General features: G+C 60.6%; 23 protein-coding genes. 14 read left to right on the plus strand and 9 right to left on the minus strand.

Annotated features, from left to right (window positions below; all coding sequences use genetic code 11):
* Positions 1-207: 207 nt before the first annotated feature.
* The 5 genes from OKW30_RS08885 to OKW30_RS08905 all read left to right on the plus strand — a co-directional run bounded on the left by OKW30_RS08885 (position 208) and on the right by OKW30_RS08905 (position 5,294).
* Positions 208-477 carry a UxaA family hydrolase gene (locus OKW30_RS08885; protein WP_244144807.1) on the plus strand — a complete coding sequence of 90 codons (270 nt, stop codon included), beginning with the start codon at positions 208-210 and terminating at the stop codon, positions 475-477.
* Between the two features lie 83 nt (positions 478-560).
* On the plus strand, positions 561-1,736 hold the full coding sequence (locus OKW30_RS08890) for a UxaA family hydrolase (protein ID WP_184073948.1): 1,176 nt from the start codon (positions 561-563) through the stop codon (positions 1,734-1,736).
* A gap of 227 nt (positions 1,737-1,963) precedes the next feature.
* On the plus strand, positions 1,964-3,298 hold the full coding sequence (gene dctA / locus OKW30_RS08895) for a C4-dicarboxylate transporter DctA (protein ID WP_429346534.1): 1,335 nt from the start codon (positions 1,964-1,966) through the stop codon (positions 3,296-3,298).
* A complete protein-coding gene (locus OKW30_RS08900; protein WP_184043536.1) occupies positions 3,295-4,296 on the plus strand; it encodes a hydroxyacid dehydrogenase in 1,002 nt (333 codons plus the stop codon). Before dctA ends, OKW30_RS08900 begins: the two co-directional genes overlap by 4 nt.
* Complete coding sequence (locus OKW30_RS08905) at positions 4,293-5,294, plus strand: Ldh family oxidoreductase (RefSeq protein ID WP_429346535.1); 1,002 nt, start codon at positions 4,293-4,295, stop codon at positions 5,292-5,294. The genes OKW30_RS08900 and OKW30_RS08905 overlap by 4 nt, the downstream gene beginning before the upstream one ends.
* 33 nt (positions 5,295-5,327) lie before the next feature.
* Here the strand turns inward: OKW30_RS08905 and OKW30_RS08910 are convergent, their stop codons facing one another.
* On the minus strand, positions 5,328-6,374 hold the full coding sequence (locus OKW30_RS08910) for a LacI family DNA-binding transcriptional regulator (RefSeq protein WP_429346536.1): 1,047 nt from the start codon (positions 6,372-6,374) through the stop codon (positions 5,328-5,330).
* Between the two features lie 197 nt (positions 6,375-6,571).
* Between OKW30_RS08910 and OKW30_RS08915 the strand changes: the two genes are divergently transcribed.
* The 7 genes from OKW30_RS08915 (at position 6,572) to OKW30_RS08945 (ending at position 13,780) form a co-directional block, all read left to right on the plus strand.
* Entirely contained in the window at positions 6,572-7,354 is a 783-nt protein-coding gene (locus OKW30_RS08915; protein ID WP_184073951.1) for an ABC transporter permease, read from the plus strand.
* Positions 7,351-8,259 (plus strand): ABC transporter permease, encoded by a 909-nt coding sequence (locus OKW30_RS08920; protein WP_429346537.1) that lies wholly within the window; start codon positions 7,351-7,353, stop codon positions 8,257-8,259. The genes OKW30_RS08915 and OKW30_RS08920 overlap by 4 nt, the downstream gene beginning before the upstream one ends.
* A 325-nt stretch (positions 8,260-8,584) precedes the next feature.
* Positions 8,585-9,391, plus strand: a complete 807-nt coding sequence (locus OKW30_RS08925) for an ABC transporter ATP-binding protein (protein ID WP_429346538.1) — start codon at positions 8,585-8,587, stop codon at positions 9,389-9,391.
* A 65-nt stretch (positions 9,392-9,456) separates the two neighbouring features.
* Positions 9,457-10,515, plus strand: coding sequence for an ABC transporter substrate-binding protein (locus tag OKW30_RS08930; RefSeq protein WP_429346539.1), 1,059 nt, complete (start codon positions 9,457-9,459; stop codon positions 10,513-10,515).
* Between the two features lie 100 nt (positions 10,516-10,615).
* Complete coding sequence (gene hisD / locus OKW30_RS08935) at positions 10,616-11,929, plus strand: histidinol dehydrogenase (RefSeq protein ID WP_429346540.1); 1,314 nt, start codon at positions 10,616-10,618, stop codon at positions 11,927-11,929.
* A gap of 43 nt (positions 11,930-11,972) precedes the next feature.
* Complete coding sequence (locus OKW30_RS08940) at positions 11,973-12,740, plus strand: SDR family oxidoreductase (protein ID WP_184066472.1); 768 nt, start codon at positions 11,973-11,975, stop codon at positions 12,738-12,740.
* A 32-nt stretch (positions 12,741-12,772) separates the two neighbouring features.
* A complete protein-coding gene (locus OKW30_RS08945; RefSeq protein WP_429346541.1) occupies positions 12,773-13,780 on the plus strand; it encodes a galactitol-1-phosphate 5-dehydrogenase in 1,008 nt (335 codons plus the stop codon).
* A gap of 449 nt (positions 13,781-14,229) precedes the next feature.
* Here the strand turns inward: OKW30_RS08945 and OKW30_RS08950 are convergent, their stop codons facing one another.
* The 7 genes from OKW30_RS08950 to istA all read right to left on the minus strand — a co-directional run bounded on the left by OKW30_RS08950 (position 14,230) and on the right by istA (position 21,038).
* Positions 14,230-14,502, minus strand: coding sequence for a hypothetical protein (locus OKW30_RS08950; protein WP_429346542.1), 273 nt, complete (start codon positions 14,500-14,502; stop codon positions 14,230-14,232).
* 1,086 nt (positions 14,503-15,588) lie between these two features.
* Positions 15,589-16,314 carry a hypothetical protein gene (locus tag OKW30_RS08955; RefSeq protein ID WP_429346543.1) on the minus strand — a complete coding sequence of 242 codons (726 nt, stop codon included), beginning with the start codon at positions 16,312-16,314 and terminating at the stop codon, positions 15,589-15,591.
* Between the two features lie 58 nt (positions 16,315-16,372).
* Positions 16,373-17,191 (minus strand): hypothetical protein, encoded by an 819-nt coding sequence (locus tag OKW30_RS08960; protein WP_429346544.1) that lies wholly within the window; start codon positions 17,189-17,191, stop codon positions 16,373-16,375.
* Positions 17,192-17,472: 281 nt separating this feature from the next.
* Positions 17,473-18,486, minus strand: coding sequence for an alpha/beta hydrolase family esterase (locus OKW30_RS08965; RefSeq protein ID WP_429346545.1), 1,014 nt, complete (start codon positions 18,484-18,486; stop codon positions 17,473-17,475).
* An 80-nt stretch (positions 18,487-18,566) separates the two neighbouring features.
* Complete coding sequence (locus OKW30_RS08970) at positions 18,567-18,788, minus strand: hypothetical protein (RefSeq protein WP_429345678.1); 222 nt, start codon at positions 18,786-18,788, stop codon at positions 18,567-18,569.
* The gene (gene istB, locus OKW30_RS08975) at positions 18,785-19,549 is read right to left on the minus strand and encodes an IS21-like element helper ATPase IstB (RefSeq protein ID WP_429345679.1); all 765 of its coding nucleotides are present in this window, start codon (positions 19,547-19,549) and stop codon (positions 18,785-18,787) included. Before istB ends, OKW30_RS08970 begins: the two co-directional genes overlap by 4 nt.
* Positions 19,536-21,038, minus strand: coding sequence for an IS21 family transposase (gene istA / locus OKW30_RS08980; RefSeq protein WP_429345680.1), 1,503 nt, complete (start codon positions 21,036-21,038; stop codon positions 19,536-19,538). Before istA ends, istB begins: the two co-directional genes overlap by 14 nt.
* Positions 21,039-21,104: 66 nt before the next feature.
* Here istA and OKW30_RS08985 point away from each other — a divergent pair, with 66 nt between their 5' ends.
* Both OKW30_RS08985 and OKW30_RS08990 read left to right on the plus strand, forming a co-directional pair.
* Entirely contained in the window at positions 21,105-21,248 is a 144-nt protein-coding gene (locus tag OKW30_RS08985; RefSeq protein WP_176133875.1) for a hypothetical protein, read from the plus strand.
* The gene (locus OKW30_RS08990; protein ID WP_256211476.1) at positions 21,248-21,373 is read left to right on the plus strand and encodes a hypothetical protein; all 126 of its coding nucleotides are present in this window, start codon (positions 21,248-21,250) and stop codon (positions 21,371-21,373) included. Before OKW30_RS08985 ends, OKW30_RS08990 begins: the two co-directional genes overlap by 1 nt.
* 858 nt (positions 21,374-22,231) lie before the next feature.
* Here OKW30_RS08990 and OKW30_RS08995 read toward each other — a convergent pair.
* A complete protein-coding gene (locus OKW30_RS08995) occupies positions 22,232-23,677 on the minus strand; it encodes an alkaline phosphatase family protein (RefSeq protein ID WP_184074219.1) in 1,446 nt (481 codons plus the stop codon).
* Position 23,678: the final 1 nt, after the last annotated feature.

The raw sequence follows: 23,678 nt of genomic DNA on the forward strand, positions 1-23,678 counted from the left end.
ATTCTACTTCATACGGTTCATCAAACACATATAGATGATATGGTTGACATATGCAAATGTGCCGCCTAAGATGGGTTCACGCAGGCGAACCAAACCGTACCAACAGACTGGAGACAACTGATGAGCCACACCGCAGCAGGTGCACCGCAACAATCCGGTGAAGGATCTTCCGCCAGCCCTTCGTCAGACCGCAAAACGATTCATATCGTGCTGCACGAAGCGAAAGACACCGTCGGTGTGGCGGTTGTCGAAGGCATCAAGGCGGGGACCCAGTTGAACGCGTGGATCATGGACGACGACGAGGTCGTGACGATCTCGGCGAAACAGAACATTCCGATCGGTCACAAGGTGGCGCTGAAAGACATGGCGGTCGGCGACACGGTGTTCAAGTACGGCGTGGACATCGGCAAGGTCGTTGCGCCGATCCGCGCGGGTGAACATGCGCATGTTCACAACATCAAGACGAAGCGCTGGTAGCCGGCGCGAGGATCGACCAGCTCGCGCATCGACATTGCGAGCGAGCTTCCCCACTCAACAGAGCCAGATCGAAGAGAGCCACCATGAGCGTGATTGACCAGAACACCACTTTCCGCGGGTTTCGCCGTTCCAATGGACGCGTCGGCGTGCGTAACCATGTGATCATCCTGCCCGTCGACGATTTGTCGAACGCCGCCGCGCTGGCCGTCGAAACGGCCATCAAAGGCACGATGGCGCTACCGCATCCATACGGCCGCCTGCAGTTCGGCGCCGACCTCGATCTGCATTTCCGCACGCTGATCGGCGCCGGCTGCAACCCGAATGTCGCGGCGGTCGTCGTGATCGGGATCGAGGAAGGCTGGACCAAGCGCGTCGTAGACGGCATTGCGAAGTCAGGCAAGCCGGTGATGGGCTTCGGCATCGAACTGCATGGCGATCACGATACGATCATGCGTGCGTCGAAAACCGCGAAAGAGATGGTGCAGTACGCCACGTCTCTCGATCGCGAAGAATGCCCGATTTCGGACCTGTGGGTATCCACGAAGTGCGGCGAATCCGATACCACGTCCGGCTGCGGCGCGAACCCGACTGTCGGCAATGCGTTCGACAAGCTCTACGGGTTGGGCACGACGCTCGTCTTCGGCGAGACGTCCGAACTCACGGGCGGCGAGCAGATCGTTGCCGCGCGTTGCGCGAACGACCAGGTGCGCGAGCGCTTCCAGTTCATGTTCGACCGCTATCAGGACATGATCAACCGCTGGAAGACCGACGATCTGTCGGAGTCGCAGCCGACCAAAGGCAACATCGCGGGCGGCCTGACGACCATCGAAGAAAAAGCGCTGGGCAATATCCAGAAGATCGGCAAGAAGTGCAGCGTCGACGGCGTGCTCGACAAGGCCGAGGAACCGACGGGGCCGGGCTTGTGGTTCATGGATTCGTCGTCAGCCGCGGCCGAGATGGTGACGCTGTGCGCCGCGTCGGGCTTTGCCGTGCATCTCTTCCCGACCGGGCAGGGGAACGTGATCGGCAATCCGATCGTGCCTGTCATCAAGATTTGCGCGAACCCGCGTACGGTGCGCACGATGAGCGAGCATATCGACGTGGATGTGTCGGGACTATTGCAGCGCGAACAGAATCTCGATCAGGCTGGCGACAAACTGCTGGAATCGATGCTGCGCACCGCGAACGGGCGCTTTACGTCGGCGGAAGCGCTGGGACACCGCGAGTTCGTGTTGACGCGCCTGTTCGAAAGCGCGTAATTTCTCCGGGCCCGTCCTCGCGACGGGCCGCGCTGCATGGCGCTTGAATCCCGATCGCGCAGGCGGCTGCGATGACAGTTAGCTTCGCGTCAGCTTCGGATCCCCTGTATTCAATGGAGCTTTCGCAGCAGCGCGCGCACGCGTGACGTCTCGGGCCCAGGAAGCCCGGCACGCGCCGCACGGCGCTGTTCCATTTTCCAGCAGCAGCGAGTGGAGGAGACACCATCTTGCGCGTGCTAAAACATCTTTACGTGCAGGTTCTGATCGGACTTGCGGCAGGCATTCTCGTCGGTTATTTCTGGCCGGATCTGGGCGTCCAGATGAAGCCGTTCGGTGATACCTTTATCCGGCTCATCAAGATGCTGATCACGCTGGTGATCTTCTGTACCGTCTCCGTCGGCATCGCGCGGATGGAGAATCTCAAGCAGGTCGGGCGCGTCGGCCTCAAAACCATCGTGTACTTCGAAGCGGTGACGACGGTGGCGCTCGTCATCGGCCTTGTCGTCGCCAATCTGCTGCACCCCGGCTCCGGGCTGAACATCGATCCGAAGACGCTCGATACGCATGCAGTCAGCCATTACGTGACGGAAGTTCACGCGCAGTCGAACACCAGCTTCCTCGAAGAGATCGTGCCGAATTCGGTCGTGGGCGCGTTCGCACGGGGCGATCTGCTGCAGGTGTTGCTGTTCTCGGTGTTGTTCGGCATCGCGCTATCGATCATGTCGCGGCGCAGCCGCTTCCTGTCGCGCGTGATCGAACAGAGCGGCGAAGCGCTGATGCGGATCGTCGAAATGATCATGCGCCTGGCTCCCCTTGGCGCGTTCGGCGCGATGGCGTTCACAGTCGGAAAATATGGCATTTCGACGTTGCAGCAACTCGGTCTGTTGATCGTGTGCTTCTATCTGACGAGCATTCTCTTCATCGCCCTGGTGCTGGGCACGATCTGCCGCTGGGCGGGCGTGGGGTTGTGGCCGCTGCTCAAGTATCTGCGTGAGGAACTGCTGATCGTATTGGGCACGTCTACAACGGAATCGGTGTTGCCTCGTTTGATGGAAAAGCTCGAACGGCTTGGGTGTCCAAAGCCGGTAGTCGGGCTCGTGCTGCCGACGGGCTATTCGTTCAACCTCGACGGCGCCGCGATCTATCTGACGATGACCTCGCTCTTCATCGCGCAGGCCACCAATACCCATCTCACGCTACTGCAACAGATCGGGCTGCTGGCGATATTGATGGTGACGTCAAAGGGCGGCGCGGGCGTGGCGGGTGCGGCGCTGGTCGCACTGACGGCGACACTGTCGACGCACAACATCATTCCGGTTGCGGGCATTACGCTGATACTCGGTATCGATCGCGTGCTCAACGAGGTTCGCGCGATCGTGAACATGATCGGCAATGCGGTGGCGACGATTGTCGTCGCCCGCTGGGAAGGCGCATTCGATGTGCAGGCCGCGCGCAAACTGCTGGCCGCGCCGCCGGAAGTTCAACGCGGCGAGCCGCAAGCGAACGCAAGCGATGTCAACGACATGGCGCCGCCCGCGTATGTACAGGAGCGCTCGAATTGAGCACGAACCTGAATACGAATCCGCGCGCGACGCGCAAGAAGATCGTCATCAGCGAATTCATCGACGCTTGCGCAGTCGCAGCGCTCAGCGAGCGCTTCGACGTGCATGCCGATGCGTCGCTTGTGGATCAACCCGTTGCGTTGAACGCGTTGCTGGCCGATGCCGACGCGCTGATCGTGCGCAATCGCACGCAGGTAAGGGCCGCGCTGCTCGATGCCGCGCCGCGTCTGAGCGTAGTCGGGCGTCTGGGCGTCGGGCTCGACAACATCGATCTGGACGCATGCGCGCAACGCAACGTATCGGTGTTCCCGGCGACGGGTGCGAATGCACGCGCGGTGGCCGAGTACGTGCTCGCCACGGCACTGATGCTGCTGCGCGGTGCATACCGTTCGAGCATGGAGGTCGCGGCGGGCAAATGGCCGCGCGCGGCGCTTTCGAATGGCCGCGAAGCGGCGGGTAGCACGCTTGCCGTAATCGGCTTCGGTGGCATCGGGCAACTCGTTGCGCAACTCGCGCGCGCGCTGGGCATGCAGGTGCTCGCCTACGATCCGCTGCAGCCGGCCGACGCGGCGTGCTGGGCCGCGACCGGCGCACGCCGCGTGAGCATCGACGAAGCGTTGCGTGCCGCCGATGTGATCACGCTGCATGTGCCGCTCGTCGACAGCACGCGCAATCTGCTCGGCGCATCGCAACTCGCGGCGCTGAAGCGCCACGCGATTATCGTCAACACGTCGCGCGGCGGGATCGTCGATGAAGCGGCGCTTGCCTTGGCGTTGCGCGAAGGCCGCATCGGCGGCGCGGCGCTCGACGTTTTCAACGATGAGCCGCTCGCCGCCCGTTCCCCGCTGGCCGACGCACCAAACCTCATTCTCACGCCGCACATTGCGGGGCTGACCATGCAGTCGAACGAACGTGTCAGCACGCTCGTTGCGGCGCGCGTGACGGAGGCCCTGCTTGCGCAGCGTGATTCACACGTGACCGAAGGAATTTCACGATGACGCGAGTCTCAGCCGACGAACTGCTCGACCTCGCGACGCGCGCCGTCCGCAACGCGGGCGCAACGCCGGAGACCGCGACGGCCACGGCCCGCGCGTTGGTGTATGCGGACTCGTGCGGGTTGTCGTCGCACGGTGTTTCGCGTTTGCCGATGTACGTCGCGCAGTTGCGCAACGGGCGCGTCGATCCGCAGGCGAAGCCCTCCATTGTTGCGACGCGCAACGCCGCCGTGCTCGTCGATGCCGCCGATGGCATGGCGTTTCCCGCCTGCGCGCTTGCTGTCGAGACCTTGATCGGCCGTGCGCGCGAACACGGCAGCGCAGTGGCGAGCGTGACCCGCAGCCATCATTTCGGCGTCGGCGCATATCACCTGGAGGCGATCGGCGCGGCGGGCATGGTGGGCCTTGCGTTCAGCAATTCCCCGGCGGCGATGCCCGCGTGGGGCGGGCGTCATGCGCTATTCGGCACCAATCCCATTGCCGCCGTGTTTCCGCGCCGCAATGGCGACGCATTGATAGTCGACCTGTCGCTGTCGCAAGTGGCGCGCGGCAAGATCATGGTTGCGGCGCGCGATGGCAAGCCCATACCGTCCGGCTGGGCGACCGCCCGTGACGGCACGCCGACCACCGACGCCAAGGCGGCGCTCGACGGCATGATGCTGCCGTTCGGCGGCGCGAAAGGCGCGATGCTCGCGCTGATGGTCGAGCTGCTGGCGGCAGCGCTGGCGGGCGCGAACTTCGGCTATGAAGCGGGATCGTTCCTGACCGAGGAGGGGGCACGCTCGCGGATCGGCCATCTGTTCTGGGCCATCGATCCGGGCGCGCTGGCGGGCAATGAGATGTACGTACAACGGGTCGAGGCGCTTGTCGCGGCGATGTTGCAGGATGCGGATGTCCGTTTGCCAGGGCAACGGCGGCATGCGTTGGCCGACGCGGCAAGCCGCGATGGAATCGAGATTCCCGATGCGTTGCTCACACAGTTGCAGACATTGGTCGCGTGATGCGCGAATGCGCCGAAAGGAACCAGGCGCACTTCACGCGGGCGCCGGACCGCTCGTGCCACGCACGATCAGTTCGATCGGCAGACACTCGCGCTGCGGCGGCACGCCGTCCGAGAGCCAGCGCAGCAGTGCGCGCGCGACGCGTTCGCCGAGTTCGTAAGTGGGCAACAGCACGGTAGTGAGACCTGGTGTGATCTGCGAGACGATGGGCAGATTGTCGCAACCGACGATCGATAACTGCTGCGGCACGGCGATACCGGTCGATTGCGCTTCGAACAGGCAACCCAGCGCGAGCACGTCATTGCCGCAGAAAATGGCGCTTGGAGCAGGGCGCAATTGCGTCAGTAGCTTGAGCCCGGCGCGACCGCCTTCGAAGCCGAATGGCTGTTCGATGATGTTCGCATCAGGCAGACGGATATCGTGCTGTGCAAGGGTTCGCCGGAAGCCTTCGATCCGCTGACGCGCGCGGTCGTTATGGCGCGTGAAGCCCGAGATCACGCCGAAGCGGCGATGACCGAGTTCGAGCAGATGTTCAGCGGCCAGTTGCCCGATCAACTGGTTGTCAAAGCCAATCGACGGCGGTGTATCTGCGTCGCCGCTGCCGGCTGCGCCGGGGCGCTCGGCGTGCGACCAGGTCAGCAGCAGCGCGACGTGGCTCGCGCGAATCAGTTCATAGGTTTGCGGCGCATGGTCGGTGCCGACCAGAACGATTGCGTCGACAGCACGTTCCAGCAGCGCGCGCACGACTTCGATTTCCGCGGACAGGTTGTACTCGTGCGCGGAGATCAGCAACTGATAGCCGGAATTCGACAGTGTGGTTTGCAAGCCTTGCACCGCACGCGCGAAGATCGCGTTGTCGAGCGTCGGCACGATGGCGCCGACCATTCGCGCACGGCCCAGCGCAAGCGCGCGCGCCGCGCCGTCGGGCACATATCCCAGCGTGGCGATCGCATCACGGATGCGCGCGCGCGTGTCCGCTTTCACCATGTCGGGGTTGGAGAGAGCGCGCGACACAGTTGCCGTCGAGACGCCGGCGAGTGTGGCGACATCGCTGATACGGGCGCGTGGCAAGGTATTCATTGCGGCAGATCAGACAGGTTTGGATAGGCTCAATTGATTGTAGTGCCCGATTGCAAGCGAACGACAGTACAACATCATTCGAATTGGTATAAATCCCGATGTGACCCGTGATCATAGCGTCTATATTCAAATGCAAGCGGTTACATTTCATTGCGCGGCGCGTTGCATTTCACGCCGCTGAACAGGCAGGAGACAATGTGTTCCCCGCATTGCGTTCACCGCGCTTCCTGTGCAGCATCGGCACGCTCGCAGCAACGCTCGCCGCGTGGTACGTGCTGACGGCTCTCACAGGCATCGTCGCACCGTCGAGATTCCCCACTCCGTTCGATACCTGGCAGGCGCTTGCCCAGGTGGTGACGGACGGTTATGCCGACGGCCGTCTCGACCAGCACATCGTGCAGAGCGTGAAGCTGGTTCTATACGGCTTCGCGACGGCGGCGGTGACGGGCGTGCCGCTCGGCCTATGGATGGGCTACTCGCCGCGTGCACAGGCGTTCTTCAACCCGATCTTTCTGCTGTTGCGACCCATTCCGCCGCTCGCGTGGATTCCGCTCGCGATCGTCTGGCTTGGACTCGGCGACTCCGCGAAAGTGATGGTGATCTGGTTCGCGGCGTTCGTGCCATGCGTGATCAACAGTTTCGCGGGCGTGCGCAATCTCGACGTGCCGATGCTCGAAGCCGCCGAGATGCTGGGTTTGCGGCGTTCGCGCTTCGTGCTGGAAGTGATGATTCCCGGCGCGCTGCCGATGATTTTCACAGGCTTGCGCCTCTCATTGCAGGCTTCATGGACGACGCTCGTGGCGGGCGAACTGATCGGTGCGGTCAAAGGTCTCGGGCATCTGCTGACGCAAGGCTCGCTCGACATCTATCCGGCGATGATCGTCGTTGCGATGCTGACGGTCGCGCTGTGTGGATGGTTGATGACGGTCGCGCTTGGGCAAATCGAGCGGCAACTCATGCCTTGGAGAGCGAACAGATGAAACCGGGTCATCTGCGCGGTGTCGCGCATCCTGACATCGAGCCCGTCGGCGTCAATCGCGAGTCCGGCAGTGCGGCACGCACGTTGCGCCAGCGCAAGATGGTCAGCGAGCCTGGGCGTGCTGTGGCTCAACGCAGCATGCCGCTCTGGACGCTGAATGCCGCGGGGCTGATCGCATTCTTCGGCATCTGGTGGCTGGCATCGGCAGCAGAACTCGTCCCCGCGATCTTTCTACCGACGCCGCTTGCAGTCGTTCACAAGTTTGCCGATCTGCTCACGCATCCGTTTGTCGGTTACACGCTCGAAGTGCATCTGTGGTCGAGCTTGCAGCGCTATCTGATGGGCTTTTTGCTGGCCGTCGCGCTGGGTGTGCCGCTCGGTCTGACGATGGGCTGGTTCCGCTGGCTCGACTACTGCGTGACGCCGCTCTTCGAAACCGTGCGTTTCATCGCGCCGATTGCATGGGTGCCGTTTGCCGCGTTGTGGTTCGGCACGGGCATCGGTGGCCCGGTGCTGATCATTTTTGCGGGTGCGTTTCCGCCGTGCGTCGTCAATGCTTATCGCGGTGCGCAGCAGGTCGACGGCAGGCTGCTCGAAGCGGCGCGCATGCTCGGCGCGTCGAACCGGATGATCGTCTGCGAAGTGCTGCTGCCAGGCGCGTTGCCGTCGGTGATCGCAGGTGTGCGCGTCGCGGCGGGACTGGGCTGGATGTCGCTGGTCGGCGCCGAACTGATCGTCGCGTCGAGCGGCATTGGCTACATGATGGTCAAGGGACAAGCGGCAATCGACACTGCGACGGTGATGAGCGCGATGATCGCAATCGGTATGGTGGGCGCGGCAATCGACCTGCTGCTTGGACGCATCGAAGCGTACGCGATGCGCAACCGGCGCGTGGCCCGGCACTAGGGTCTGTTTACATATGGAACGCACGTGCGAATGCCCGCTATCGGGCGCAGGGCAAGGAGTAAGGAGCGCTGCGTGGCCGCGCCACGTGAGCGACGCACGACGCCGCCATGCGGCCGATAGCGGGCATTCCCCTGGAATGAAATTCAGAACTGGGGTTGCCGCGAGAAGGGCCGCTCGCTGCGTCATGCTCCTTGCGAATACGTCGAGTATTCGCGGCGTCGCAATCCTTGCGAGCGGCCCTTCTCGCGGCAACGCACGTGCGTTCCATATGTAAACAGACCCTGGCACCCGTGGCTTCACTCTCTCAACCGTGACGGAGCGCACGATGAGCATGATTCGTTTCAATGATGTGTCCCGCATGTTCAGGCGCGACAAGGCGAGCGTCGTCGCGCTGGAACACGTCGAACTGGAAATCGCCGACAAGGAATTCGTTGCGATCGTCGGGCCGTCGGGTTGTGGCAAGACGACGTGTCTGCGGATGGTCGCGGGTCTCGAGTTTCCGACTTCGGGCAGCGTGACGGTGGCGGGCCGCAAGGTGACACGGCCAGGACCCGATCGTGCGGTCGTCTTTCAGCAGTTCGCGCTGTTCCCGTGGAAGACAGTGCGGGACAACATCGATCTCGGCTTGCGCGCGAAGGGCATGGCCGCCGACGCAAGACGCGAAACGATCGAACGCTATCTGTCATTGATGAATCTGCGCGGCTACGAGCAGGCGTATCCGCATCAACTATCGGGCGGCATGCAGCAGCGCGTCGCGATCGCGCGCGCGTATGCGCTCGACCCCGGCGTGCTGCTGATGGACGAGCCGTTCGGCGCGCTCGATGCCCAAACCCGGGTCGTCATGCAGGAAGAACTGGTGCGGCTCACGCGCGTGAATCCGCGCACGGTGCTGTTCATCACGCACGCGGTCGAAGAGTCGGTGTATCTCGCGGATCGCGTCGTCGTGATGACGGGCCGGCCGGGGCGCGTGAAAGAAGTGATCGATGTGAAGTCCGTGCGCGAGCAGCATGGCTGGGACGCGTGCAAGCGGATCGAAGACGTGATGGATCTCGAATCGTTCGTCCGGTTGCGCACGCATATCTGGAAGTCGTTGCGCGACGAACACGGCGCTGTCGAACGTGTCGCTGCATGAAGCTGCATCAAACTGCCACCGGTTCCAACGGCTGAGCGCAATACCCCATAAAACAGGAGACCAACATGAAACGTCTGCGTGCGATCCCTTTCATTGCGTTGCTCTGCGCGGGCAGTGCGGCGTTGCCGGGCACGGTGTGGTGCGCCGATCTCACTCTGATCAGGGTCAGCTATCAGCCCGCGCTGTATTGGGCGTTGCCGTTTTATGTCGCAACCGAAAAAGGGTGGTGGGCAGAGGTCGGATTGAAGCCCGAGTTTTCGGTGTTTCCCGCAGGCGTGCCGCAGATGGCGGCGGCGGCGTCGAAATCCTGGGACGTGGGCGGCACGGGTTCCGTGCCGGCCGTGCTCGGCTACAAGCGCTTCGGCATTCAGGTGATCGGCCTGACGAACGACGAATCGCAGGGCAACGTTCTGATGGCGAGCAAGGCGCGTTATGACGCGGTGCGCCGCAATCCGGCGTCGCTGAAAGGCCAGACCATCGTGTTGACGTCCAACTCGACGGGTGATTACGCGGTACAGGCATGCCTGAAAAAGTATGGGCTGACGAAGGCTGATGTGACGCTCAAGAACATGGGCCAGGCCGAGATCATTTCCGCTGTGTCGTCGGGCAATGCTGATTACGCGGGCGTGTGGGCGCCGTATGACTATACGCTCGAAGAGAAGGCGGGCGCGCGCGTGTTGTGCTCCGGTAAGGACGGCGGCGCATCGGTGCCCGGCGCGCTCGTCACGCGTGGCGAATTCGAGAAGCAGCATCCCGATCAGGTGACAAAATTTCTCGCCGTCTATCTGCATGCATGGGCGTGGATGAAGGCGAACCCTGACCAGGCCGTCGCGATGATGAAGAAGTTTTACCAGGAGGGCGGCGTCAACATCAGCGACGATTCGATGCGCAAGGAATTCGCTACGCGCCCGACCTTCGACCTGAAGCAGCAACTCGCCGCGATGGACCGCACGAAAGGCGCATCGCAGGCCGACGATTCGTTCACGAAGATCGCGCAGTTCATGCATGCATCGGGCGCGCTCGCGTCCGTCCCCGAAGCAAAAGACTATATCGACGACAGCGCGATGAAGCGTGTGATGGGCGACCCTAAACTCGCGGCGTTCGCAATGGACGGCAGCAAATAACGCGCGGTCGCGATCGCGCAAAAAGGCCACGGTGTGGCCTTTTAAAAGCCCCTCGCTGCAAGCGCTTGCATTATTTTTAACATCGATGAAGGAGAAGGCGATGAGCGTGACTTACCTGAAGAAAGCAGCCAAGACGCCGGAAACCGAGACCGCGACGGCGCAACAGGTCGTCGCTGAAATGCTTGCGCAGATTCAGGCGCATGGCGAAGACGCCGCGCGTGCGTATGCGAAGAAACTCGATAACTGGGACGGTCCGATCATCGTCTGCGCCGATGAGATCGAACGGCGTGCGCTCGAAGTGCCCGCGCACGTGAAGGCCGATATCGATTTCGCCGCGCAACAGGTATTCGACTTCGCGCTCGCCCAGCGGCGCTCGATTGGGGATTTCTCGGTCGAACTGTATCCAGGCGTGACGGCAGGGCAAAAAGTGGTGCCCGTCAACGTGGTCGGTTGTTATGCGCCTGCTGGCAGGTACGCGCATATCGCGTCGGCATACATGGGCGTTGCGACTGCCAAGGCAGCGGGCGTGAAGACGGTGATTGCCTGTTCGAGCCCGTTTCGCGGAGGCGGCATCCATCCGTATGTGCTGTATGCGTTCAAGGCGGCAGGCGCCGATGTCGTGATGACGCTGGGAGGCGTGCAGGCGATTGCGTCGATGGCGTATGGGCTTTTTACCGGCAAGCAGGCGGACGTTGTGGTGGGGCCGGGCAACAAGTTCGTCGCGGAGGCGAAGCGCGCGCTCTTTGGCAAGGTTGGGATCGACGTCTTCGCGGGGCCGTCGGAAGTTGCGGTGATCGCCGACGCCAGTGCCGACCCGGCGATGGTCGCGAGCGATCTGGTCGGCCAGGCCGAGCATGGCCACGAGTCGCCGGCATGGTTGTTCACGACGTCGAAGGCGCTCGCCGACGAGGTCATTGAGCGGGTTCCGCAACTCATCGATGCGTTGCCGCCGACCGCACACGATGCCGCAGGCGCCGCGTGGCGCGACTACGGCGAAGTGATCCTGTGCGACACGCGAGAGGAAGTGGTGGACGTGTCTGACCGCTATGCATCGGAACACCTCGAAGTGCAGGCTGCCGATCTGGACTGGTGGCTCGAACATCTGACGTGCTACGGCTCGCTCTTTCTCGGCGAAGAAACGACGGTCGCATTCGGCGACAAGGCGAGCGGTCCGAATCACGTTCTGCCCACCAAGGGCGCAGCGCGCTATTCAGGGGGGCTCTCGGTGCACAAGTTCGTGAAGACGCTGACGTGGCAGCGCATGACGCGCGATGCGGCGAAGCGCATTGGCGAAGTGACGGCGCGTATCTCGCGGCTCGAAGGCATGGAAGCCCACGCCCGTACCGCTGACGACCGCTTGCAGAAGTACTTTCCCGACGAAGCATTCGTGCGTGGCGAACCGGTACAGGTATGAACGCCATCGGCATGTGCAACCGGTACGACGAAGGAGGACACCGTTGAATATCGCTCGACTATTCGACCTGAATGGCAGAACCGCGCTCGTGACCGGCGGCAACTCGGGCGTCGGCGAAGCGATGGCGCGCGCGTTGGGCGGGGCGGGTGCGCGCGTCGTGCTGGTGGCGCGGCGAAGTGATGCGCTCGACGAAGCGGCAATGCGGCTGCGGGATGACGGTATTGATGCGCACATGCACGCGTGCGATCTCAGCGACGCGCATGCGGCGCGCGCCTGCGCGCTCGATGCAGCGGCACAGCACGGCCAGATTGACATTCTCGTCAACGCGGCGGGCGTCAATCTGCGTCAACCATTCGATGAAGTAACGCCGCAAGCGTGGCAACAGCAGCTCGCACTGCATCTTGGCGCGCCGTTCTTCATGACGCAGGCGCTCGCACCCTCGATGAAGGCGCGCGGACATGGTCGCATCATCAACATCGCGTCGCTGCAGTCATACCGTGCATTCAACGATAGCGCGCCATACGGCGCGGCGAAGGGCGGTGTCGTGCAATTGACGCGTGCTATCGCGCAGGCGTGGTCACGCTACGGCATCACGTGCAACGCGATTGGGCCGGGCTTTTTCCCCACTGCGCTGACGGCTCCCGTTTTCAACGACGCGCGCGTCGCGGACATGCACGCGCAGAACACGTGCATCGGACGCAATGGACAACTCGACGATCTGTATGGCGTCACGGTGTTTCTTGCGAGTGACGCGTCCGCGTACGTCACGGGCCAGACCATCATGGTCGACGGCGGGTACACCGCGCGGTAGGCGGTAACGCAATTGCACGATGGAGAACGCTTGTGAAAGCACTTGTCTACACGCAGCCCAATGAGGTCCAGTTGCTGGATCGGCCCGAACCGCTGGCAGCCGACGGCGAGGTGATACTCAGGATCGATGCGGTCGGTATTTGCGGCTCCGATATGCATGCATTCCACGGCCACGATCCGCGACGCAAACCCGGCCTCATTCTCGGTCATGAGTTCGCCGGCACGATCGTGGAGACGCGCGCACCGCATCTGACGAAAGGCTTGCGCGTCACGGGCAATCCGTTGATCACCTGCGGGCACTGTGAATATTGTGTGCAGGGGCGCGACAATCTGTGCGCGAACCGGACGATGGTCGGCATGACGCGTCCGGGTGCATTCGCACAATACATGTCGTTGCCTGCGGGATGCGTTGTCGAAATTCCGCAGGAGATGCCCGCAACGCACGCCGCGGTGACCGAGCCGGCTGCTACGGCGCTGCATGCGCTGAATCTGTCGATGCGCGCGCTGCAAAGACCGTTGCCGGAAACCCGCGCGCTCGTCATTGGCGGCGGGGCGATTGGATTGCTGTCGGCGTTGTTACTGAAATCGTATGGCTGCCGGTCGGTTGAAATGGCGGAGGTCAATCCGCTGCGTCGACGATCGGCGCAGCAGCATGCGCAGTGCGAGACATGGGATCCGTTGGACGCGCCGGCGCCTGAAAGCCGGTTTGAGTTCGTGATCGATGCCGTGGGCGCAAAGCCGACACGCGCGCTCGCGTTATCGTCGGTGAAGCCTGGCGGCGTCGTGATGCACATCGGCCTCCAGGATTGGGCAAGCGAAATCGATATGCGCAAGCTGACGCTCGCTGAAATCACGCTGCTGGGTACGTACACATATACGATGGCGGATCTTCGCGCGACGGTTTCGGCGTTGCACGAAGGCGCGTTCGGTTCGCTGGATTGGCTCGACGTGCGGCCGCTCGATGCCGGAAGCCAGGCGTTCGACGATTTGCAGAACGGCAGGACGGCGTCAGGGAAAGTCGTCCTGACGCCGGGCTTCTAAATTTAGGCCATAGAGCAGTCCAGCAGGAAAGCGAGATTGTCCGCGACAGACTCATTGTCGTCAGGCTTCGACCGGCTTCCAAGCCTCGAGGACATCGACACTAACGATTGAACAATCCGCACGCCAACCATAAACACGACATTATAGTACTAATGTCGTGTTTATGGTTGAATTGTGTAGTATATGGTGCGTTTTACGTTGCATTATCAATATATCCACATTCAGTGATTCCATCTAAAGGCGTCTGTAAACTGACGCAAATCCCATGTTAAGGCGGGATATTTCGGTGTTCAATGTTTTTGCCAAATTTGCGTGGCTCTCGAATCAGTAGGATCCACCCAATGTCATCTAAAAGCGTCAGTCTTTCCCACCGAAAAACATCTGAAAGCCTCGGTGTTACTTCCGAATCTGAGCAGCGCCGGTCAACCGCGGACGAGATTGCACTAAATTTACGCCGCGTCATCCCTCTTGAGCCAGACGGAGTCTAAATCGAACCCCGAAAGTGACGGAAAGATTACAAATCCTTCTGACGGTTCACTGGTGTTCAGCGAAAGCCGATAGTCAGGTAAGTACACGACGGGAACGCAGGAGTCAACGATTCGGATGCTGCCGACATCTAACACTTCGCTTTCCCTTTCTCGCCGTTTCACAATTTCAAGCATCAGTGAATATGTCGCAAGCAAAAATGCGCTCAAGGGGGGCCTCGGTTCAAATTTTTCCATGTGACGAAGTCGTGAATGTGCTCCCCAACGCGCTTGATCGGGATTAACCCATCCGAAAGGCGTTGCCGGCCATAGCTCAAAACGCAAGCGGAACCACGCAAGTGCAAGTTGCCGCAAATCCCTGCCTTCTGTGCTCACAACCCCTCTTAGCATAAGCGTGCGAATGTCTCGCGCTAAGATGGCGCCTCCGCGCTTGCCAACTGCCCAGTTATGAAGTGCACGCAAGGTCGTCCTGTATGCAGTGCTCTCTCGCTCGGGAGAGCACTGCAGGTGACCGATACGCTCGTCATCGGAAGATTTGTTTGTTGTCAATTGAAGAGGCCAGCGCAACACGGTGATACGCTTGAGCGACTCCCCTCCCATCGATTCAAGTGCGCAAGCCGTCAATCTTCGGGCCATACCTCGGAGGATTGCTCGGTCGTCACACCAATGTGCCCATTTGAAAATCACTTTCCGCGACACGATGCGCATTACGTCTTTCGTTTGCAGGTCATCATCCCCCGCCCACCATTGTTGTAGTGGCCTGAATGCATCGAGAGACGACGTGTGGTCTCGAAGGTATTCGTGACTCTCTGAGGAAAACGGACTGCCCGACAGCGGCGCGCTGCAATGAGGGCAGTTGTAGAAGCCGGACCCATTGCCAATTCCGAAAGCGACGGTGCCCACCAGTCTTTTGCAATTGGGGCAGAATCTCGTTAGTACCTCGCCGTGGAGTGGGCATCGCTCAAGCCCTTCGAATTGATGCCAGTAGCTGTGGTACCCGCAGTCAAGGCATGAAGGACAGAATCGAAAGCTATTGGAAAAAAGCAAGCCCGATAACTCCCGGGTCGCAGCAAAAAACCTACTCTCCTCGCCGGGAAATTCCCAACCCGTCTGCGCAATGAACTTCTGTTTATCGACGTAAATACCGCGCGGATAGGGGCGAAGTCCCGAGTCACTCTTGAAGTCAACTAGCTTGGTAAGCGAGCTGCGACTCAGGACGTTGAAATATGCGAATCTTCCAATGATTGATGGCGTTGATTCGTATGGCAGGGGCGAGTACCTAAGGCCAACCCATTCGAACGTATCCATGATCGCCCTGGTCGACTAAATGTGTCCGTTGTAGACGTCAGCAGAGAGTTTGTCGGCCATTGCAGCACGAAATCCGGACGTTTCGAACACGCTATTCAAGATGTCGTTGGCTAAGCCGTCCAAAGAGCAGGACCCGCCGTCATGGTGTGTAGCTAACGATAGAAACTTTCGAATTATCGCGAAGACTGCGCCAGACGGAAATCCGAGTTCGAGCCACTTCGATTCCGCGGAGAGCTTACCGAACAAGGCATCCGTCATGTTCGCAAGGCGGAATCCTTTTGCGTATGCCATGGGAAGGAAAAATTGGACCCAGCTTTGCCCTCGCCCGTCTTCGGCTAAATCAACACATTCAAGAGTGAGTCTCAGGTCGTCTTGGTTTGAAACGCAACTGAAACTCATGTCACGCCGGAAGACATCCAAGCTTAACTTTCTCCAACTTTCGTTTTTTTCAAAATCACCAAAAAATTGTTCTAGTGTCGGCTGGTAGATGCCCGCCACCGTGATTAGTGATAACCCTTCTGCCTGCATTTGATGTCGTAGATCAAAAATAAATTCCAAATTACCTTTTTTTAAATTTTGCGTATTGTCCAAAAGAAGTAGCAAAGTGCGTAGTTCAGAGGATCGCGCCTTCTCGCAAAACCATCGTAGCCCCCTTAGACCTATGTCCGGAGTTTTTCCCGCAGGATAAGCACCTACTGCCCCCGAAAAACTCGTATTGGTTACGCGCCCTATTTTGGTCATTCACTTTCGGCTCCAAACTGTCACCGCCTGCGGGGATTACAAGGCGCCTGGATGGCTCCTATTTACTCTTGCGATATGCAGAACGGAATCTGCTCGAACCCACGAGCCAGAGAATCTGGTCTGGCGCAAAGACTTTTGACACCGCTTCCCGGATCTGCAATGCGACCATATGTATCTCCTGCAGTTGGGCGCGGGGATTCCTTGTGGCCAGATATTCCTTGACTAGTCGAAATACTGACTCATCCCAAGCGGTGGTATATGCCACTGCTCCAAGCTCGAATTGTTCCCCCAAAGCAGCGACCGTGTCGGCCATTTTCCTTGTCATCTCTGTTTCGAGACCGGCGGCGTGTACATCGAACTCGCAAACCAACTCGTTCGCCACTCTCAGCAGATCCTGAGCGCTAGGGCCCAGCAGCGGGACCTTATCGTGCCGCAGTAATTGAATCATGGAATCGAGAGCGTTGAGGAGTTGCTTTTTCTCGATGAGTATCCCGCCTGATAACAGTCGCAGCTTCGCGTACCCTTCGGGGTCTACAATGCGTAATTCGGCATCCAGTTCTTGAGCCGTATTCACGAGTGCTTCAATGGCCTCCAGCTGCCGATCAATATGTACACTCATATGATCGACTGCCTTTAGCCCACCTAATGCCCATCGCTGTCTTTCATCTTGCAGGTAGCATGTCATCTTTCTGACATAGCTCTCGAGATCGTTGACAACAACTTCTCCATTAAAGTAAACTTCATCGACCGCGGCAAAAAGCATAAACAACCTTGCGCCGGTCTCCTGATTTTTTTCGGTCTTGAAAAGATTATACAGGTTCACGGGGTCAAGCAACTTTGCAACACAATTCAATAAGGCGATAACGACGTCGTTCATAGCGTTCTCCTCGCATTGTCAACACTGGTGGCAAACGGCAAGTGTTCCCAAGCAAAAGTCCTGATAATCCCGTTCAAGCTGCCATCCGAAAGAGCGATGCGGTTGCAACCTGCGCCTCAGCCCGTGTCAATTAATGCTGTGAGGCGGGAGCCGAAAGGCTCGTCTGAATTGGGCTCCTTTTCGTGCAGTCCGCGTATTCTTGAACTCTGCATATCCCGATTAAATTAGTTCAGTAGATATTTCCGGGGTGGGCGAAAATAGCCAAGATCATCCGGCACACATCACCGGTACAGCTGTGTTTGTGATGACGACGTCGACGCTCCCGTCCGGAGATTGTTGCGTAAGAACCAATCCATCACATAATCCGGGTAGTCGATCCCGCGTTGAGCAATCCAGTCTCCGCCATCTGCGGTATTCGCTTGCCCTGTGCCGGCAGGCCAGGCGTGTCCCACGTTTTTCGCCATCAGAAGCGAAATTCGCTCTTTTCCGTCTTTTACCGCCACTTGTTGTACACCCGCGCCGTTTTGCACGTCCTGCGTGGGCCCCATGGCTTCCGAACCATATATGCGTCGCAGGACCTCGACGTTGTCGATGCTCCAATGCATACTCACTACGGCCAACTGCCCAGCGTGCGCGTCGTCAAAGGACTGGTCGATTTCCGAGTAGTCGAAAGTCTCGGCTGGACCGTCCTTGTCCATATTTCCGTACGCGATGCTGGTAATCTGGGTATCCAGCGCAGCTTCATTTGGTTGGGCAAGCGATCTACATTTGCTTACCGCATCCTCAACATTAGTGGACAGAGGTTCCGAAGTCGCGAGGAACTGGGAACTTCCCACTGACGGACCAGCGATTGCTCCAATGCCGGCGAATATCTGGGGCGCTTTGCAACCAATCGCCAAAGCGATAGCACCACCTGAAGACAATCCGACAAGGTATGCCTGATTAGGGTCGATGTTCAGGGACGCATCATCTTCGATTTTCTCTGTCAGTTTGATCAGATCGTCCATGTTCCCGCTGGCATCTCTAGCTCCATCATAATCCCAGCAGTGGTACAGATTGCCACCGAAGTTGTCAGCACCGACGAAAGGTACTGCTACTACGACCCCTCTATTCTTCGCAAGTGCATCTAGGTTACCAAACTTCTTGAGATCGGTATTGGTCTGTATGCAGCCGTGCAACACAATCAGCAGGCCGCGCTTGCCGTTTGGAAGCGTCGTAGATGGGGTGAATATCCATGTCTGGTGATGCTGGATGGTTTCCGGCCTGGTGTTGTTGACGGCGGCGTAAATCCGCACATAAATGGCGGCACAAGGTTCACCAGGACCGTCAACAATGAAGCGCCGTTGACGGCCTCGGTCGGGGTGGCCGGTCCCAATCAGAATGGATCGCCGATGTCGTTGAGATTGGGATCCTCGGGAGGGGAATGCTGTTCGTGCAGCAGGTCATGCAGGGCGAGGTCATAGTGCATGCAGATCCGGGCACGCAGATCCCCGATGAGTTCGACGACGGCGAGCGCCTGTTCCGGCGACCAGTTGTCCGGTATCAGGAAGTCGAGCCCACGGGTGATGCCCGAAGGCAGGTGTGCCAGGCGCTTCATGATTTCTTCTCCGCACGCGCGCTACTGCGTCTGCTGGCGCGTTGCTCGGCCCTCTCGCGCGCTTCCTTGACCCGGTAGGACTCGCCCTCGATGGCAATGACTTCGGCGCGATGGACCAGCCGGTCAACGAGCGAGACGACACAGGCGGCGTTCGGGAACACCTCGTGCCATTCGGAGAACGGTCTGTTGGTTGTGACCACGGTACTTGCCGATCCGTACCTGCGGCTGACCAGTTCGAACAGCAGATCGGCGTGGCGGTTTGAGTACGAGAGGTAACCGACCTCATCAATCACCAGGACGTCAGGGGATGCATAGCGGCGCAGGCGTCGACGCAGCGCCGAATCGCTGTCCAGTGCGGCCAGTTCGCCGAGCATCTGACCGGCGGTAGTGAACAGCGCGGTGTGACCGTGCACGAGCGCCTGATAGGCGAGATTGAGCGCGAGGGTTGACTTGCCGACACCATTCGGGCCGATCAACACGACGTTGGCGGTATCCCTGACGAACCCGAGCGACATCAACTCTTCAACGGCAAGCCGGTCGCAGCGCGTGGGCCAGCTCCAGTCGAAGTCGCACAGCGGCTTGAAGTTGCCCAGGCGGGCATCGCGGATACGTCGCTCCAGTGATCGGCGGGCGCGCTCATCCTCTTCCCACTGCAACAGCGGCGCGACCCACTGTTCGGCGGCCACATCGGTCCAATGCGCGAGCAGTCCGTACAGACGCAGGGCGTTCGCGCGCCCATGAAGGTTCTCAGGCGTGTTCATCGGCGCCTCCCGCAAGCTGGTCGTAGATGTCGAGCCGGTGTGGTGTCACCAGCGTGTCCTTGTTGCGCACGTGTTCGGGCAGGATGAGGGTGACTGGCGGCGGGGCCTGCCGTGCCTCGCGCCGGCGCTCAAGCGCCAGACGTACCGGATTGGGATGAGGCGCCGCGTCGCTGGCAAGGGTTTCCTCGATCGCGGCCTGCAGTTCGGCCGGGCCATAGCGGTCGAGCAGTCGCAGCAGGTGCGTGGTGATATTGCCCAGATTGCCGCCACGCTCAGCGGCGTGCAGCATCAGGGTCCGGCTGGCCGGCGCAGCCCGGGCCAGATGATCAAGACCGCGATGGTGACGGGCCTCGTGCTTCCTTGCGACGAGCGCATCGATGTGTGCGGCAATCTCGATCTGCGCGCCGCGATCGTAACTGCGTTCATGGGTGGCGAGCAGATCGGCGCCGTCGAGAATGCGTACGCGCCGGGGATCAGCTCGTACCGTGAGCGTGCGTCGCACATGGGTATACGGGATCGTATAGTCGTTCAGGTCGAAGCGCACGTAGGGCGTCTTGCCGACCTTCACGGCGAGAAGCAGCTCACACGGGTACGGATTCTCCGGCAACGTGAGCAGGCTGGGCTGTTCGCGCCCGAAGGCCTCGCGCACGGTGATCATGGGTTCTTCGCGGCAGGGCCGCTCAGCAGCGGGTCCCGCGCACCAGATTGCCGCCTGGGCGTTGAGATCGTCGAGGTCCGTGAATCTGCGAGCGGCAAAGAAGCTCTCGCGTACAAAGCGGATTGCCCGTTCAACGCGCCCCTTCTCGTTGCCCCGTGCGACAGCCACCGGACGAGGCTCATAACGATGATGCGCGGCGAACGCGAGCAATGTCGGGTGGAAGCGGATCGCATCGCCCTGACGCTCAAGCACGGCGCTACGCAGGTTATCGTAAAGCAGAACCCTGGGGACCCCGGACCATGCTTCGAAGGCGCCGGCATGTCCTGCCAGGAAACTGTCCATACGGGCATCGAGGAAGAAGCGCAGATAGATCTGCCGTGACCACGACAGCACCATCACGAAGGCCATCAGCGGTCGTCGTGCCCGACCGATCTGCAGGTGACCGAAGCTGGCCCAATCGACCTGCGCCTGTTCCCCGGGCAGCGTGCGCAGGCGCAGGTAAGCCTCAGGTACCGGGCGTGGCCGGTGCAGCGAGATCAGGTGCCGGAAGTGGTGGTGACTGCCCCGGTAGCCGCGCTCATACACCATCGCATACAGGCGACTGGCCGTGAGCGAGGGAAACTTCTTTAGCGTCTCGTGGATGAACGGCAGGTAAGCATCGATCTGTGAGGCTCGCTGCACGGCGCCAATCCTGGGCAGGCCGGCCTGGGCCAGCACGCGCTGGACGGTGCCGCGGTGCACGCGCAACTGGCGCGCGATGGTGCCGCAACGCCACTTCTCCACGTGGTAATAGCGCAGGATCTGCGCCTCGAGTTCAGCTCCAATGGTCATGGGTCGTTTCCTGTTCTGTCAGTAGTAGTACGAACATCACGGAAGACCCGACGGCGCAGTGGCCCGATGCGTACAAGGCCCGAACAGATGCGGCGACAGAAGCAGCAAGGCGTCGATCCGGGCGCGGCGACAGTGGATGTCGATGCGGTGGCCGTCGTCGTCGAAGTCAGTGGCAGTAGAGCATTGGCGACGGGTGTCGGGGAACGCTGATGCGTCACTTTATTGAGGCGCTGACGATAGCGACGCATCCGTTCGGCATGTGCAAAGCGGCCACGACGACTGAGTTGATAGCGTTGGCCAGCCTCGCGCAGGCGGGCGCGGCGCGAGGCCTGTGAGCAGTCGCCACCGCAGTAAATCTGGCCGCGATCGCAACGGCGGCACACGACGACCTGCGCCCGGCAGCGGGCGCACAGAAAGAGGCGGCCAGTGGCCGGCATCGGCAGTCCCCGTCAATGCCGAAGCGGAATCGACGAGGCGGATCAGCCGTGCCATACTGGCCCGGCACCCGTACCCCGTTGTGCGCGTGTGGGGCTCGACACTGGAATGAACTTGGCGGTTAGGACCGGTGTCGGGCCTGTTTCTTCGGCGGTCAGTTGTAGTCGTTCTTCTACCGCATCCCGATTCCCGCGTCATCCCCCTGCCGAACCGAACATCCCCGGTGCGTCTGCGCTCGCCCTACGGGCTCCCTCCGACGCACCCGAATGTGAGCCTCATGAAACGTCCCAGAGTCGCCGGGCTGAACAGCAATCGCGTCGCCCGGCTGTCCGACGCCGCCATCCAATGTCGGATTCCGACCGCCATTCACAGGTGTTCCAGCCATCGATGACGGGTGTCGCGGCAACCGCTGTTGCGTCTTTGGCCTGCGCGTCGCCCGTCTGGGCCAGGCACATAAGCAACAGCGCGACGATCATCAGGATTGGTCGCCTGAAGACGGCCACATGATCGCGGCGCGCCCAGTGAGCAAATAATCTCAGGTGGTCGATTCTCATGATTCGCCCCAAAATCTTTCCATGCCCCGCAACAAGCGCGAACCCCGCAATGGACTTTTCATGTTCGCCTCGTGTGGGCGATCCGGGCGGAGCAGTTCTTTTCGAAAACGAAATAACGTTGACGTTTTTGAAGTTCGCACGGACCCCATTCCTTCCCGAGAGAACGACAGGCCGCGACGACAGCATGGCGCTGAACGGTCCGGCTCAGTTTGTAGCGTCGCCGCTTTGGCGCTGCCGCTGTGCTATCCACGCTTCCGTTCGGGTCCGGATGTACTGCGTATAGTCCTGACTCGTCTTCAGCGCAGGCATCGGAGCGTGGGGATGCCCGTAATCGTCAGCAACCGGCAGTTGCGAGACGAGTTCGGCATGAATCACCTGCAGATGGGAAGGCGCGTCGCCGCCAGGATATGGCGTACCGGATGTCGGCACGGTGACACCCGCGAGCGGGTCGTCTGTACGGGGTGCTGTACGCGTGAACACGCCGCTGACATCCGGGGCCGCCGCGTCGCGTGCGGTAAGCGCCGGCATGCCCCATAACGACTGCGCAGTCTTCAGAATGCTCGTGTGATCGAGCGGCATGGCTCCATCTGGCACACGGAATACGGTACCCGCTTCGATCCACGGTGAGATCAGCACGGTCGGTATGCGCACCCCGAAACGCCTGAAATCGAATCCATACTCGCCCGCAAGTGAGTCCGGAGGCACCGCGTCAGATGGCGGAGGCACGTGGTCATAGCATCCGCCATGTTCATCGTAGGTGACGATCAGCAGCGTCTGGTTCCAGTTCGGCCCCCTGGACACAGCCTGATAGACTTCGTAGATCAATTGCTCGCCGAGCGCGACATCGTAGTTGGGATGCTGGCTGTTCCCCGTCGGACTCCAGCCCGGCTCGAGAAAGCTGAATGCAGGCAGCGTGCCGCCTTTTGAGGCCGCCTGAAAGTCAGTGAACAACCCGAAATGGGATTCAGGCGCGTTGGTCACATCGGGGAAATTATGGCGGGTGAGCGGTGGTGTGTCGTACCCGTATATGGCCCAGCTCTGTCCGGCGTCTGTCAGCCGCCCAAAGATACTGGGGCACGTGAAGGTTTTCGTCACGTCGTCCATGTGCCCCTGACTTGTCGCTGCGCAAGCGAAAGCACGATTGGGCATGGTCTCCGTCGGCGCCGAGGCATACCAGTGATCGCACACGGCGAAGCCGCGTGCAAGTCCCGACAGCACCGGCAGCATGTCTGGCGTAAAGATACCCATGATGTTCTTCCCGGTCGTACCGGGCAGAATGGACCCGCCCTTGCGCGCCTCCCACTGAAGGGTCTGGGCATAATCCCGCACAAATCCGCCGTTGCCAGGTTCTTGCGACGATGAGGCGCTTGCCACGCCGAACAGTTGCATGTTCGTTGCGACGTAGCCCTCGCCCGGATCGGCTCCAGGCATGAAATAGGCGTTCTGGTCTGCTGGAGCAATCTTGAACACGGATACGCGGTTGCCGGCGCTGTCCTGGTTCGTCTCGTCGCCGGTGAGTCCTTCGAAGGGCTGGCCGCCCGGCGACCGGTTGCCCTGATCCGCATACAGATAGCCCAGCATGTGATCGAAAGAGCGGTTTTCCAGCATCAGCACGACGATATGCTTGACCGACATGAATGCAGCGTTCATC

The sequence above is a fragment of the Paraburkholderia sp. Clong3 genome (assembly GCF_050436485.1).
Taxonomy (GTDB): domain Bacteria; phylum Pseudomonadota; class Gammaproteobacteria; order Burkholderiales; family Burkholderiaceae; genus Paraburkholderia; species Paraburkholderia tuberum.